Raw genomic sequence first — 13,158 nt, 5'->3', positions numbered from 1 at the left:
CTCTGAGGCCTCTGGGGCCTCTGGGGCCTCTGGGGCCGCCCACTACTCGTGGTGCAGCCGCTCCAGCTCGCGCCGGTCGCGCTTGGTGGGGCGGCCCGCGCCGCGGTCGCGGCGGCCGGCCGTGGCGGTGTCCTCGGGCGTGGGCGGCGGGCTGTTGTCGACGTAGCACTGCACGGCGACGGGCGGCCCGACCCGCTTGCGCACGGTGTCCTTGACGACGACGATCCGTTCGCGCCCGTCCTGGCGCACCCGCACCTCGTCGCCGGGCCGGATCGCCTGCGCGGGCTTGACGCGTTCGCCGTTCACCCGCACATGGCCGGCCCGGCAGGCCGCGGCGGCCAGTGCGCGCGTCTTGGTGAGCCGGACGGACCAGATCCAGCTGTCGACCCGGACCGCCTCGGTCCCCTCGTTCGTAGCCATCCCTCGACTCTATGGCCTGGCGGCCCGGTCCGGTCGCCGGGTCTAGGGCACCGTGAGGACGACCTTCCCGGTGACCCGGCCGGTGTCGCCCAGGTCGTGGCCCTTGGCCGCCTGGGCGAGCGGGAAGGTCGCCTCGACCACGGCCCGGAGCCTGCCCGCGGTGACCAGGTCGGCGATGGCGCGCATGCCCGCCTGGTCGGCCTCGACGAGGAGCGGGTAGGCCCGCAGGCCGCGGGCGGCGGCCTGCGCGGGGAGGTCCTGCGGGAACGAGCCGATGGCGATCGAGATCAACTGGCCGCCGGGCTTCAGGGTGTCGAGCGAGCGGACGGCCGTCTCGCCGCCGAGGGTGTCCAGGACGACGTCGACCGGGTCGATCGCGGTGAAGTCCTCGGTCCGGTAGTCGATCAGCTGGTCGGCGCCGAGCTCGCGCAGCAGCGCGTGCTTGGGGGCGCTGGCCGTGCCGATCACGTACGCGCCGCGCTCCTTGGCGATCTGCACGGCCAGGTGGCCGACGCCGCCGGCCGCGGCGTGGATCAGCACCCGCTGGCCGGGGCGAAGGTCGGCGGCGTCCACCAGGACCTGCCAGGCGGTGAGGGCCGCCAGCGGGATGGCGCCGGCCTGGACATGGTCGACGCCCTCCGGCTTGCGGACCAGGGCGCGCGCGGGGGCCACCACGAACTCGGCGAACGCGCCGACGCCGTGCGGGTAGGGGAGCATGCCGAAGACCTCGTCGCCGGGCCGGTGGATCGTGACGCCGAGGCCGACGGCCTCGACGACGCCCGAGACGTCCCAGCCGAGCACCAGGGGGAGCCGGCCGACCAGGCCGGCGAACTGCTTGTGCTTCCAGTCGGTGGGGTTCATGCCCGCCGCGCGGACGCGGACGAGTACCTCGGAGGGGCCGGGCGACGGGCGGTCGAGTTCGACCTCCTGGAGAACTTCGCTGCCGCCGTAGGTGTGCTGGCTGATCGCCTTCATCGTGGTCATGGGGTCAGCATGGTTCAGGGCCGAACTGGGACGACAGTGGCCCGAAGGTCATGATGTGCAAGGATTGGGCCATGCATCGTGTGGTGGTTCTGGCCCTGGACGGGGTCATTCCGTTCGAGTTGAGTCTGGCCTCGCGGCTCTTCGGGGTTGCCCTCGACCCCGAGGGCCGTCGGCTCTACGAGGTGGTCACCTGCTCGCTGGACGGGAGGCCGGTCCGCACCTCCGCCGACTTCTCGATCGCCGTCGAGCACGACGCGTCGATCCTGGCCGGTGCGGACACCGTGGTGATCCCCGCCTCCGAGGAGTTCGCCGAAATCGTCGACCGGGCCGCGCTGCCGCGCCGCACGGCCGAGGCGCTGGCGCTGATCGGGCCCGCGACCCGGATCGTCGGGATCTGCCTGGCCACCTTTCCGCTGGCGGCGGCGGGCCTCCTGGACGGCCGGGCCGCCGCCACCCACTGGCACCACGCCGAGCGCTTCCAACGGCTCTATCCCGAGGTCGAGTTGGAGCCCGACGTGCTCTTCGTGGACGGCGGCCGGGTGCTGACCTCCGCCGGAGCGGCGGCCGGTATCGACCTGCTGCTGCACGTGATCCGCCGGGACCACGGCAGCGCCGTCGCCAACTTCGTGGCCCGTTGCTGCGTGGTCCAGCCGCAGCGCGAGGGCGGGCAGGCCCAGTACGTGCAGCGGCCGGTGCCCGAGCGCTCGGACACCGGGACGTCCGGCACGCGCGCCTGGGCGCTGGACCGGCTGCACGAGCCGCTCCAGCTGGAGGACCTGGCCGCGCACGCGGGCATGAGCCGGCGCACCTTCACCCGGCGCTTCCGGGCCGAGGTGGGGCTCAGCCCGGGGCAGTGGCTCATCCAGCAGCGCGTCGACCTGGCCCGGCAGCTGCTGGAGAGCAGCGACCTGCCGGTGGGCCGGATCGCCGAGCGGGTCGGCTTCGGCACCGATGCCTCGCTGCGCCAGCACCTGCACGCCGCGATCAGCATCTCGCCGGGTGCCTACCGGCGGACCTTCCGGGCCGGATAGGCCGTCGGCCGGACGCGCAGCCGGCCGCTCAGCCGGTGACCGTGACGCCGTCGGGGACGTTGCCGACGGTGATCGGCTGCCCGGCGGTGGCGGTGGCCGGGTCCACCGGCCTGATCTCGTTGACGTTGGAGTCCACCGCCCACAGCAGGCCGCCGTCCGGGGCGAAGGCCAGCGCGTAGCTGCCGGACCCGGTGGGGATCAGCGGGCCGGCGGTCAGCGTCGCGGTGTCGATCGGGGTGACGCCGCCCGCTCCGCTCGCCGCGACGTAGGCGGTCCGGCCGTCCGGCGCGACGGCGACGTACTCGGGACCCGAGCCGACCGGCACGGTGGCGGTCACCTGGTAGCTGGCGGTGTCGATCACGGAGACCGTGCCGGCGCCGTTGTCGGTGACGTAGGCGCGGCTGCCGTCCGGGGCGAAGGCGACGCCGAAGGGCGCGGCGCCGACCGCCACGGTGTGGGTCACCGCCCGGGTGGCGAGGTCGACCACGCTGACCGTGCCGTCGCCCTGGTCGGCCACCCAGAGCTCGCCGCCCCCGGGGCGCACCCGCAGCCGTTCGGGCTGGCCGCCGACCTTGACCGGGGGGCCCGCGGTCAGCGTCGCGGTGTCGATGGGCTGGACCGTGCCGTCGCCGAAGTCGCTGACCCAGACGGTCTTCCCGTCCGGCGTCGGCGCGGCGTCGGCCGCGGTGCTGCCGACCTTGACGGTCGCGGTGACGGCGTCCGTGGTGAGGTCGACCACGGTGACGTCGTTGCTGTTGTTGTTCGCCACGAACAGCTGACCGGAGGCTGTGGTCATGCCGTCGGGGCCGCTGCCGACGGCGATCGGCGGGCCGGCGTTGCGGGTGCGGGTGTCGACCGGCGTGACCGTGTTGTCGCTGTAGTTGGAGACGTAGGCGGTCGGGATGGTCTGCCCGGGCTGGGCGACGGTGACCAGCAGACGGGTGCGCGCGAGCACCGCGCCGTCGGCGGTGTGCCCGGTCAACGCGACCTGGTAGTAGCCGGTGGCGGTACCGGCGGCGGCGGTGAGTGCGACGGACGTGGTGGCGTCGGCGCCGGCCGGTGCGGTCACCGTGGCGCCGGCCGGGCCCACGGTCAGGCCGGCCGGCGCGTCGGCCTGCCAGCTGACGGTGGCGGGTGCGTTGCCGGCCGTGTCGTCGACGGTGACGGCCACCGTGGTGCCGCCGCCGGGGGCGATCCTGACCTGGCCGGGGGAGGCGGTCAGCGCGGCGCGGGTGGTCGGCGGGAAGGCGGGACGGCCGCCGTCGTAGGACGGCGGCGCGTCGCCGGGGGCGGTGCCCCAGTGGGTGTCCGGGGTGGCGCCGAGGGTGAAGTCGAGGCGGTGGGTGCGGTTCAGGTCCACCCAGGTGTGGCTGGAGGGGCGGCCGTCCACGGCCAGCTGCTGGACGTAGCTCCCGCCGCCTGCGGCGGAGTTGGCGTTGATCGTCAGATCGTGGCCGTCGGGTCCGTGCAGCACGGCGTGCGGGAAGAGCGGGCTGCCGAGCACGAGGGTCGCGGTGCCCGGGGTCTGCGGGTAGACGCCGAGCGCCGCCCACACGTACCAGGAGCTCATCGCTCCGAGGTCGTCGTTGCCGGGCTCGCCGCCGGGGGTGAGGCCGTAGAGCGAGTCCATGACGGCGCGCACGGTGGACTGGGTCTTCCACGGCTGCCCGACGCTGTCGTACGCCCACGGGGTGTCGAAGGCGGGTTCGTTGCCCTGCCAGTGGTAGGGCTGGTTCGGGCCCGCGTTGAGCCGGCTGAAGTACTGGTCGAGGCGGGCGGCGGCCACCTGGTCGCCGCCCATGCCGTCGATCAGGCCGCGCAGGTCCTGCGGCACCATCCAGGTGTACTGGGCGGCGTTGCCCTCCTGGAAGCCGCTCTGGCCGAAGCCGCCGGTGGTCTGCACGGGCGGGCCGGGCGGGAACGCCCCGTCGGCGTCGCGCGGGCGGATGTAGCCGGTGGCGGTGTCGAACAGGTTCGCCCAGTTCTGCGCGCGTTGCTGGAACTGCGTGGCCGTGCCCGACTTCCCCAGGGCGGTGGCGAGTTGGCCGATCGAGAAGTCGGCGAGGGCGTACTCCAGGGTCTCCGAGGCGCCGTTGGGGACCGGACTGATCGAGTCGGAGCCGACGTTGGGCACATAGCCGTGGCTCAGGTAGTCGGCGCCGTGCGGCCGCTCCACGTACCAGCCCTGGCCGGGCGCTCCGGTGCTGCTCTGCGCGCCGTGCACCATGGCATCGAGCGCGTGCCCGGCGTCGAAGCCGCGGGCGTCGAAGGCGTAGGCGTCCGCCAGGATCGGGTCCGCCGGGTCGCCGTTCATCACGCCGGTGTAGCCGTTGGCCACCGGCCACTTGGGCAGCCACCCGCCCTGGTCGGCGTCGTTCAGCAGGGAAGTCGCCATGTCGGCGGTCTGCGCCGGGGCGACCTGGGCCAGCAGGGGCACCTGGGAGCGGTAGATGTCCCAGCCGGAGAAGTTGCTGTACTGCGCGTGCCCCGGGGGCGCGGTGTGCACTGCGCCGTCGAAGCCCGGATAGCGGCCGTCGGCGTCGCTGAACAGGTTGGGGTGCAGCAGGGAGTGGTAGAGCGCGGTGTAGAAGGTGGCCTGCCGGGTACGGGTGCCGCCGGCGATCGTGACGGCGCGCAGCTGCCGGTTCCACAGCCTCGTGGCCTGCGCGGCCACCGCCGGGACGTCCCAACTGCCGCTGTCACTGTGCAGGTTGGCTTCGGCGCCGGCGACGCTGACGTAGGAGACCGCGACCCGCATGCCGACCACCGGATCGCTGCGGGTGTCGAAGGTGAGCCAGCCGCCCGCCACCACGCCGGTCGCGGCGTCGTGCTGACTGTTCGTCAACTGCTGGTCGGCGGGGTGCTGGGAGCCGCTGACCGCCACGCTGCCGCTCCCTGCGTCGACCCGGACGGCCGACGGGGAGGCGCCCGACCAGGTGCCCGAGGCGGTGAACGGCCGGTCGAAGACCGCGGCGAAGTGCACGGTGTAGGTGTCCGGTTGGCCGCAGAAGTGGCCACTGGTGACCGAGCCGGTGATCTCGTGGTCGCCGACCGTGCGTAGGTCGGCGGCCGAGCCGCCGTTCTCGCTGGAGGCGGCCTTCACCAGCAGCTGCGCCTGCGCGATGGCGGGGAAGGTGAAGCGCCCGACGCCGGTGCGGGCGGTGACGGCCAGCTCGGTGCGCACGCCCCCGGCCGTGGTGGCGTACGAGCCCGGGTGGGCGCTCTCCGAGGCGTGCTCGAAGGGCGCCGTCGCCGTGCTCGGGTCGGCAGGCAGCGCGCCGGTCAGCGGGAGGAAGGGGAAGTCGCCGGCGACGGCGCAGCCGGGCCCGGAGAGATGGGTGAGGCTGAAGCCGGTGATCGAGGAGTCCGCGGTGTCATAGCCGCCGCCGGGCGGTCGGGACGGGGTGTCGGGGCTCCACTGCAGCATGCCGAACGGCACGTCGGCGCCCGGGAAGGTGTCCACCTGGCCGACCACGTCGCCGCCGCTGCCGGTGCCGACGAACGGGTCGACCAGCGAGGCGGGGTCGCTGACCGCGGCGGGGACGGCGACGGTGTCGGCCGAGGCCGCCGCCGGGGCGAGGGCGACGGCGGCCAGCACGGCGCCGGCCAGCAGGAGCGTGCGCAGGGGGCGGGACACGCGGTGACCTCTTCCGGTACCTGGGGACGGTGGGAGGGGTGCTGGTGCTGCGTCAGGAGGTGCAGTCGGCCTTGTAGAGGAAGCGGGCGGTGGCCGGGTCCTTCAGGTTGTCCCGGGTGATGCTCGCCAGGTCGGTCTGGATGGTGGCGGTGACCGGCTTCTTCCCGATCGCGTTGCCGAGCTGGTCGACCGCCTGCTGCCCGATCCCGTACGGGTCCTGGGAGATCAGCGCGTCCACCGAGCCGCTCTGCAGCGCCTGGACCTGCGCGGGGCCGGCGTCGAAGGAGACGACCTTGATCCTGCCCTGCTTGCCCGCGTTCTTCAGGCCGGTGCCGACCCCCTCCCCGGTCTGCGAGTTGGCGGTGAAGATGCCGGTGACGCCGGGGTGCGCCGACAGCTCGTCGCCGACGGCGGAGGCCGCGCCCTGCGCGGTGTCGCCGACCTGGCGGACGTCGTCGATGGTCAGGCCCGGGTACTTGGCGGCCAGCTGCTGCTTGAAGCCCTGGATCCGGGCGTTGGTGGTGGTGGTCGTCAGGTCGGGCGTGAGTACCACGATCTCGCCTGTGGTGCCCAGGAGTTGGGCCATCGTGTCGGCGGCCTTCTGGCCACCCTGGAGGTTGTTGGAGGAGATGTGTGTGACGCCGAGCGAGCCGTCGGTGAGCGAGGTGTCCACGACCGCCACCTTGGCGCCCGCGCTCTGCAGCGTCTTCACGGGCGCGGCAAGGGAGTTGGGGTCGACCGGTGAGATCAGCACGCCGCTCGGGCGGTTGGCGGCCACGCTGTTCACCGCGTCCACCTGCTCGGGCACGCTCCAGTCGGCGGATCCGGTGGCGCTGAACGCGTAGCCGAGCTTCTTCGCCTCGGCGCTCGCCCCGCACTTCATGGTGATGTAGAACGGGTCGCCGGTCTTGCCGGCGACGAACGCGATGCTCGTGCCGCCGCCGGCGCCGCCACCGCTGCTGGAGCAGCCGGTGAGCGCCACGACGGCGAGGGCGGCGGCCACGCCGAGCAGCCGGTAGTTATTGGGGTACACCATGACAACCTCCGGGAGGGTTAGCCGAGTTGGCGTCGACGGCGGCGCAACTGGTCGAAGTAGACGGCTGCCACCAGCACGCCGCCGACCGCGACGGTCTGCCAGAACGACTGCACCTGAAGGATGGTGAAGCCGCTCTGCAGCACCGCCGGGATGAAGACGCCGATCACCGTGCCGATCACCGAGCCGGTGCCGCCGAACAGGCTGGTGCCGCCGAGGACGACGGCGGCGATCGCGTTCAGATTGTCCTGGGTGCCGCTGGTCAGCGTGGTGCTGCTGAAGTGCGCCAGGTTCAGCACCCCGGCCAGGCCCGCCAGCAGGCCGGAGAGCGCATAGACCTTGATCAGGTGCCGGTCGACCCGGATGCCGACCCGGCCCGCGGCCTCGGCGTTGGAGCCGATCGCCCGGGTGTAGCGGCCGAACCGGGTCAGCCCGAGCCCGGCCGCGGCGACCGCGACCACCAGCACGGCGATCACGATCAGCCAGGGCACGCCCAGCACGCTGCCGCTGCCCACCGAGTCGGTCAGCGCGCCGGGCACGTTGCCGACGTCCACGCCGTGGGTGAGGATCTGGCCGAAGCCCAGCGCCATGCCGAGTGTGCCGAGCGTGACGATCAACGGTGGCACCTTGGCCCGGGCGACCAGGAAGCCGTTCAGCGCTCCCCAGGCCAGCCCGGCCGCCAGGCCCGCCGCCGTACCTGCCGCGACCACGCCCCAGCCCGCTTTCGGGCCGCTGTCCAGGCCGTTCATGGTCCGGGCGGCGATCACGCCGGAGAAAATCAGCACCGAGCCGACCGAGAGGTCGATCCCGGCGGTGACGATCACGAAGGTCTGGCCCACCGCGAGCAGGACCAGGATCGACGACTCGGTGGCGATGCTGCGGAACTCGAAGACGGTGGCGAAGGCGTTCGGCCGCAGCGCCGAGAAGACCGCGACCAGGGCCGCCAGCACCAGGAACGTCCAGATCGTGTTCTGGCCGCGCAGGCGCTGCGCGGCCTCGCGCAGATCGGTCATCGCGGGTCTCCCTCGTCCTGGCTGTCCAGTGCACCGGTCATCGCGGCGACCAACTCCTCCAGCGAGGTCTCGGCCGCCGCGAAGCGCGCCACCCGCCGTCCCAGCCGCAGGACTTCGACCCGGTCGGCCACCGACAGCACCTCGGGCATGTTGTGGCTGATCAGCACCACCGAGACGCCGCGGTCCCGCACCCGCCGGATCAGATCGAGCACCCGGCCGCGTTGGAGGACGCCGAGCGCGGCGGTCGGCTCGTCCATGAAGACGATCCGCGAGGCCCAGGCCACCGAGCGGGCGATCGCCACGCTCTGCCGCTGGCCGCCGGAGAGGGTGGCCACCGGGGCACCGATGTCCCGTAGCTCGATGCCGAGTTCGCCGAACGCCTCGACGGCGCGGGTGCGCATCGCGCGCTTGTCCAGGACGCCGAGCAGGCCGAGCAGCCCGCCGCGCAGCTGCTCGCGGCCGAGGAAGAGGTTCGCCGCGGCGTCGAGGTCCGCGGCCAGCGCCAGGTCCTGGTAGACGGTCTCGATGCCCAGGGCCTGGGCGTCGCGCGGGCTGCCGAACGACGTCGGCCTGCCGTCCAGCAGGATCTCGCCGCCGTCCGGGGCGATCGCGCCGACCAGGGTCTTGACCAGCGTCGACTTGCCCGCGCCGTTGTCGCCGACCAGGGCCACCACTTCGCCCGGCTGGACGGCGAAGTCGGCGCCGCTCAGTGCGTGCACCTGGCCGTAGGTCTTGACGAGTCGCCGGGCCTCCAAGAGGGGTTGGGACACCGTTCCTCCTCACTGGACAACGTTGTCGCGTTTGGCATGTACTCATGGGAACGGGACGGCTGTCAAGGCTTTCGACCGTAACGGCCGGGGCGCCTGGGGTGCACAAGTCGGCGTGTGGAATACCGAATTGACGACACGTCGGAGGTTCCGTGGTTAAACTCCTGGCAACGTTGTCAGAGAGGCGGGATCAGATGGCCGACGAGCCGATCGGGCCCGCGCCGGTGGGGTCCGCGCCGGTTGGGTCCGCGCCGCTGGGGCAGCCGACCGTTCGGCCGACCATGAAGGACGTCGCGGCGGCGGCCGGGGTGGGGCTCAAGACGGTGTCCCGGGTGGTCAACGGTGAGTCGGGGGTGCGGGAGGCCACCGCGCAACGGGTCCGCGCAGCCGTCGCGCAGCTCGGCTTCCGGCGCAACGACAGTGCCCGGCTGCTGCGCCAGGGGCGGCACACCAGCAGCGTCGGGCTCGTCCTGGACGACGTGTCGGACCCGTTCTCCTCGCTGCTCCACCGGGCGGTGGAGGAAGTGGCCCGCGCACACGGCTCGTTGCTTTTCACCGGCTCCTCCGCCGCCGACCCGGCGCGCGAACGGGAGTTGACGCTGGCCTTCTGCGCGCGCCGGGTGGACGGGCTGATCGTGGTCCCCACCTCCGCCGAACACAGCTATCTGGCCCAGGAGATGGCGGCCGGCACCGCCGTGGTCGCGGTCGACCGACCGCTGCCGGGACTGGCGGCCGACGCGGTACTCAGCGACAACCGCGGCGGCAGCCGCAGCGGCGCCGACCACCTGCTGCGCCAGGGCCACCGCCGGATCGGTTACCTCGGCGACCTGCCCGGCATCTTCACCGCGGCCGAACGCCTGCACGGCTACCGGCAGGCGATGGCCGACGCGGGCTGCGCGGTGCAGTCGCACTGGGTCTCGATGGGCGGCCCCGACCCGGTCGGCGTCCGGCTCGCGCTGGACCGGATGCTCGCGGGCCGCCACCCGGTGACAGCCGTGCTGTGCGGCAACAACCGCACCAGCGTCGCCGTGCTGCGCGAGTGGGGCACCCGGGCGCAGCGTCCGGCGCTGGTCGGCTTCGACGACTTCGAGTTGGCCGATCTGCTCGCCACCCCGGTCACCGTCGTCGCCCAGGACCCGATCCGGCTCGGCCGCACGGCGGCGCAGCTGCTCTTCCGCCGCCTGGCCGGTGAACGGGGACGGCCCCAGCTGATCGAACTCCCCACCCGCCTGATCCCGCGCGGCAGCGGCGAGTCGGCCCCGGCCCCGGAGCCGGCGCGCTGAGCGGGCCGCTCAGCCGTCCACAGCGCCCTACACCGGCACCGCCTCGATCACGCTCTCGCTGCGCGAGGCGTGCGAGGGGGCGGCGCGGACCGAGCGGATCGCGAAGCCGGCCTCGGCCAGCAGTGCCCGGTACTGCTCCAGGGTGCGGTCGTGGCCGTCGACCATGACCAGCATCAGCAGGTCGATCAGCTTGGCCTGCGCCGCGAACGGGCCCGGGCGGGCCCGGGTGGGCGGCTCCTCCAGGTCGTCCTGGTCCTCCAGGTACTCGAAGACCAGCAACCGGCCCTCGGGCGGTACGGCCTCGCGGGCCCGGCGCAGGATCGTCAGCGCGCTCGGGTCGTCCCAGTTGTGCAGGACGCGCGAGAGCGTGTAGAGGTCGGCGCCGGGCGGGAGGAGCTTCTCGTCGAAGAAACTGCCCGCGACGAGGTCGACGCGCTCGGCAAGCCCGGCCTCGGTGAGGCGGGTGCGAGCCAGCTCGATCGACTCCGGGAGCTCCACCAGCGTGCCGCGCGCGCTGCGGTGACGGGCCAGCACCTTGGCGAGCAGTCCGCCCTCGCCGCCGCCGATGTCGACGACGGATCGCAGCCCGCCCAGGTCGCAGGAGGCGAGGGCGGCCGGGACGGCGGCGGCGCCCATCGCGGCGTGGAAGGTCGCAGCGGCCTGCGGGTGCTCGCCGAGGTAGTCGTAGAACGGGATGCCGTGCAACCGTTCGAAGGCGGGCTCTCCGGTGCGCAGGGTGTGCATGATCTCGCCGAAGGCGCCGTGCACCTCCTCGCCGAACATCAGCGCGGTGGGCCGGCTGGAGCGCCGGTAGTCCGCGCAGAGCAGCCGGGTGGTGGCGGTCAGGGCGAAGGTGCGCGGTGCGGTGCGGCGCAGCAGGCCGCTCGCGGTGAGCGCGCGCAGCGTGCGGTGCAAGGCGCGCGGGTCGGCGTCGCAGGCGGCGGCGAGGTCGTCCACGGTGCGCGGGCCCTCGGCCAGCAGGTCGGGGACGCCGAGCCTGGTGATCGCGTAGCAGGCCTGGGCGATCCAGCCGCCGGTCAACACGGCGAACAGGGCCGCCCGTTCGGCGATCCCGGGCTGCGGCTCGCCCGCCGGCACGGACTGCGTCACGGCTGCTCCCCGCGCAACCGGGCGCCGAGGCCGCGGACCGTCTCGGCGGCGGCGATGGCGTGCGACCGCCGGGTGCCGTGCCGACCGTCCGCGCTGTAGAGGTCGGCCTCCTGCGAGGCGGGGTGGCCGATCAGGCTCACCTGGACGGTGCCCAGCCGCCCGGCCAGCTGCTGGGTGCGCTCGGCCAGGTCGTGCAGCCGGGCGCGCAGGGCGGGGCGGAACTCCTCGGGTACCGCCGGGGAGTAGGAACCGTCGAACATGCTCACCGTGATCACCTCGGCCCCGCCGGCCTGCAACCCCTCGACGATGGCGCGCAGGTCGGCCTCGACGGCGTCGGGATCGTAGGAGCGGGACAGCAGGTTGTAGCCGCCGCAGGCGACCAGGGCCAGGTCGGGGGCGAACGCGCGGGCCACGTCGAGCTGTTCGGCCCGGACCTGCTCCGACCGGGTGTTGCGGCGCCCGAAGTTGTGGAACGCGAAGCCGGGGCGCAGCGCGGCGAGTTCGGCCGCGATCCGGTCGGCCCAGGGCTCGTCCGGATAGCCGGGGCTGGGCTCGCCCAGGCCCTCGGCGATGCTGTCGCCGAGCACCGCGAAGCGCTGCCAGGGGTGCCCGGCGAGCAGGGCCGCCGCCTCTCCGTCGCGCAGGCAGTACGGGTCGGCGGCTTCGCCGGGGGTGAGGGCTATGGGCATGGAGGGTGTGTTCCCTTCTGTGATCGATTCTCAAACGCCGACGACCGCAGCGGCGTTGGTCAGTATCCGGCCACCAGGCCGCGGTCCAGGGACGCGACGCTCGGGCGTCCCGACAACACCATCGCCTCGGTCAGCTCCTCGCGCAGCAGGCCCAGCACCGCGGCTGCTCCCGCCTGGCCGCCGCAGGCCAGTCCCCAGAGCACCGGGCGGCCGATCAGGGCCGCGTCGGCGCCCAGCGCGAGTGCCTTCAGCACGTCGATCCCGGAGCGGATGCCGCCGTCCACCAGGACGGCGCACTGCCCGGCGACGACGTCCGCGATCTCCGGGAGCGCCTCCATACTCGGTATCGCGTGGTCCAGTTGGCGACCGCCGTGGTTGGAGACCACGACGCCCGCCACGCCGTGCGCCACCGCCCGCCGGGCGTCCTCGGGGTCCAGGATGCCCTTGAGCACCAGCGGCAGCCTGGTGCGCGCCCGCAGCCAATCGAGGTCGGCCCAGGTGATCGAGGCGTCGAACTGCTCGCGGGAGTGCCGGGCTATGCCGGAGTCGCCGGGACGGCTGCCGTGCGTGGCGGCCATCACCGCCGGATCCAGGTTGGCCGCCCGGATCTGGTCGGGCAGCGCGAACCCGTGGCGCAGGTCGCGCAGCCGGCGGGCGACCCGCGGCGCGTCCACGGTGAGCACCAGGGCGCCGTAGCCGGCCGCCTCGGCCCGTTCGATCAGACCGAGCAGGACCTCACGCTCCCGCAGCCAGTAGAGCTGTAACCAGCGGGGGCCGCTGGTGGCTTCGGCGATCTCCTCCAGGGTCCGGCTGGCGAACATCGAGGCGATGTAGAGCGCGCCCTGCTCGCCGGCCGCGCGGGCGCTGGCCACTTCGCCCTGGGGGTGGCAGAGCCGGTGGTAGGCCATCGGCGCGACCCCCAGCGGCGCCGCCAGAGCGCCGCCCAGGACGGTGGTGGCGGGGTCGCAGCGGCTCACGTCGACCAGCACGGAGGGCCGCAGCCTGATCCGGTCAAGTGCTCGCCGTGCGCCGCCGATCAGCGACTCACTCCCGCTCCCGCCGGCCAGGAACGCCCAGACGTCGGCGGGCAGTCGCCCGCGCGCCGGGGCCTCGTACTCGTCCACGCTCAACAGCTGCACCGTGTGCCGTCCTCTCTTCCGATCGCTGATCTAGCATGTGCCGCAGCCGAAT

11 protein-coding genes are annotated in these 13,158 nt (G+C 73.6%); 2 read left to right on the top strand and 9 right to left on the bottom strand.

All coding sequences use genetic code 11. The features are described 5' to 3' along the window. Window positions 1–42: 42 nt before the first annotated feature. Together BS80_RS09205 and BS80_RS09200 are read right to left on the bottom strand one after the other, a co-directional pair. Window positions 43–420, bottom strand: a complete 378-nt coding sequence (locus BS80_RS09205) for an RNA-binding S4 domain-containing protein (protein ID WP_035795356.1) — start codon at window positions 418–420, stop codon at window positions 43–45. Between the two features lie 42 nt (window positions 421–462). Next, entirely contained in the window at window positions 463–1,395 is a 933-nt protein-coding gene (locus tag BS80_RS09200; RefSeq protein WP_035797072.1) for an NADP-dependent oxidoreductase, read from the bottom strand. A gap of 80 nt (window positions 1,396–1,475) precedes the next feature. Here BS80_RS09200 and BS80_RS09195 point away from each other — a divergent pair, with 80 nt between their 5' ends. Continuing rightward, window positions 1,476–2,435, top strand: coding sequence for a GlxA family transcriptional regulator (locus tag BS80_RS09195; protein ID WP_035795353.1), 960 nt, complete (start codon window positions 1,476–1,478; stop codon window positions 2,433–2,435). Between the two features lie 28 nt (window positions 2,436–2,463). Here the strand turns inward: BS80_RS09195 and BS80_RS43490 are convergent, their stop codons facing one another. The 4 genes from BS80_RS43490 to BS80_RS09175 are packed head-to-tail and all read right to left on the bottom strand — an operon-like array spanning window position 2,464 to window position 8,888. Further along, window positions 2,464–6,072 (bottom strand): GH92 family glycosyl hydrolase, encoded by a 3,609-nt coding sequence (locus BS80_RS43490; protein ID WP_051966389.1) that lies wholly within the window; start codon window positions 6,070–6,072, stop codon window positions 2,464–2,466. A gap of 52 nt (window positions 6,073–6,124) precedes the next feature. Then, a complete protein-coding gene (locus BS80_RS09185) occupies window positions 6,125–7,108 on the bottom strand; it encodes an ABC transporter substrate-binding protein (protein ID WP_035795352.1) in 984 nt (327 codons plus the stop codon). A gap of 17 nt (window positions 7,109–7,125) precedes the next feature. After that, window positions 7,126–8,118, bottom strand: a complete 993-nt coding sequence (locus tag BS80_RS09180) for an ABC transporter permease (RefSeq protein ID WP_035795349.1) — start codon at window positions 8,116–8,118, stop codon at window positions 7,126–7,128. Further along, on the bottom strand, window positions 8,115–8,888 hold the full coding sequence (locus BS80_RS09175) for an ATP-binding cassette domain-containing protein (protein WP_035795346.1): 774 nt from the start codon (window positions 8,886–8,888) through the stop codon (window positions 8,115–8,117). The genes BS80_RS09180 and BS80_RS09175 overlap by 4 nt, the downstream gene beginning before the upstream one ends. Before the next feature lie 278 nt (window positions 8,889–9,166). On the opposite strand from BS80_RS09175, the gene BS80_RS09170 reads away from it, so the two are divergent. Further along, window positions 9,167–10,168, top strand: coding sequence for a LacI family DNA-binding transcriptional regulator (locus tag BS80_RS09170; protein WP_051966581.1), 1,002 nt, complete (start codon window positions 9,167–9,169; stop codon window positions 10,166–10,168). 27 nt (window positions 10,169–10,195) lie between these two features. On the opposite strand, the gene BS80_RS09165 is transcribed toward BS80_RS09170, so the two are convergent. From BS80_RS09165 to BS80_RS09155, 3 genes are read right to left on the bottom strand one after another with little or no spacing between them, the layout of a single operon-like run. Beyond that, entirely contained in the window at window positions 10,196–11,278 is a 1,083-nt protein-coding gene (locus tag BS80_RS09165) for a methyltransferase (RefSeq protein WP_051966388.1), read from the bottom strand. After that, on the bottom strand, window positions 11,275–11,967 hold the full coding sequence (locus tag BS80_RS09160; protein ID WP_035795344.1) for an SGNH/GDSL hydrolase family protein: 693 nt from the start codon (window positions 11,965–11,967) through the stop codon (window positions 11,275–11,277). Before BS80_RS09160 ends, BS80_RS09165 begins: the two co-directional genes overlap by 4 nt. A 59-nt stretch (window positions 11,968–12,026) precedes the next feature. Then, complete coding sequence (locus tag BS80_RS09155; protein ID WP_035795343.1) at window positions 12,027–13,106, bottom strand: alpha-hydroxy acid oxidase; 1,080 nt, start codon at window positions 13,104–13,106, stop codon at window positions 12,027–12,029. Between the last annotated feature and the right edge of the window lie 52 nt (window positions 13,107–13,158).

Source organism: Kitasatospora mediocidica KCTC 9733 (assembly GCF_000744225.1).
In the GTDB taxonomy this organism is placed as follows: Bacteria; Actinomycetota; Actinomycetes; order Streptomycetales; family Streptomycetaceae; genus Kitasatospora; species Kitasatospora mediocidica.
Note: the sequence above shows the minus strand (reverse complement) of the source record. Positions and strands in the feature narration are given on the sequence as shown.

Coding starts and splice junctions, on each gene's coding strand:
- BS80_RS09205 (WP_035795356.1), bottom strand. CDS start 420: ATGGCTACGAACGAGGGGACCGAGGCGGTCCGGGTCGACAGCTGGATC.
- BS80_RS09200 (WP_035797072.1), bottom strand. CDS start 1,395: ATGAAGGCGATCAGCCAGCACACCTACGGCGGCAGCGAAGTTCTCCAG.
- BS80_RS09195 (WP_035795353.1), top strand. CDS start 1,476: ATGCATCGTGTGGTGGTTCTGGCCCTGGACGGGGTCATTCCGTTCGAG.
- BS80_RS09185 (WP_035795352.1), bottom strand. CDS start 7,108: ATGGTGTACCCCAATAACTACCGGCTGCTCGGCGTGGCCGCCGCCCTC.
- BS80_RS09180 (WP_035795349.1), bottom strand. CDS start 8,118: ATGACCGATCTGCGCGAGGCCGCGCAGCGCCTGCGCGGCCAGAACACG.
- BS80_RS09170 (WP_051966581.1), top strand. CDS start 9,167: ATGAAGGACGTCGCGGCGGCGGCCGGGGTGGGGCTCAAGACGGTGTCC.
- BS80_RS09160 (WP_035795344.1), bottom strand. CDS start 11,967: ATGCCCATAGCCCTCACCCCCGGCGAAGCCGCCGACCCGTACTGCCTG.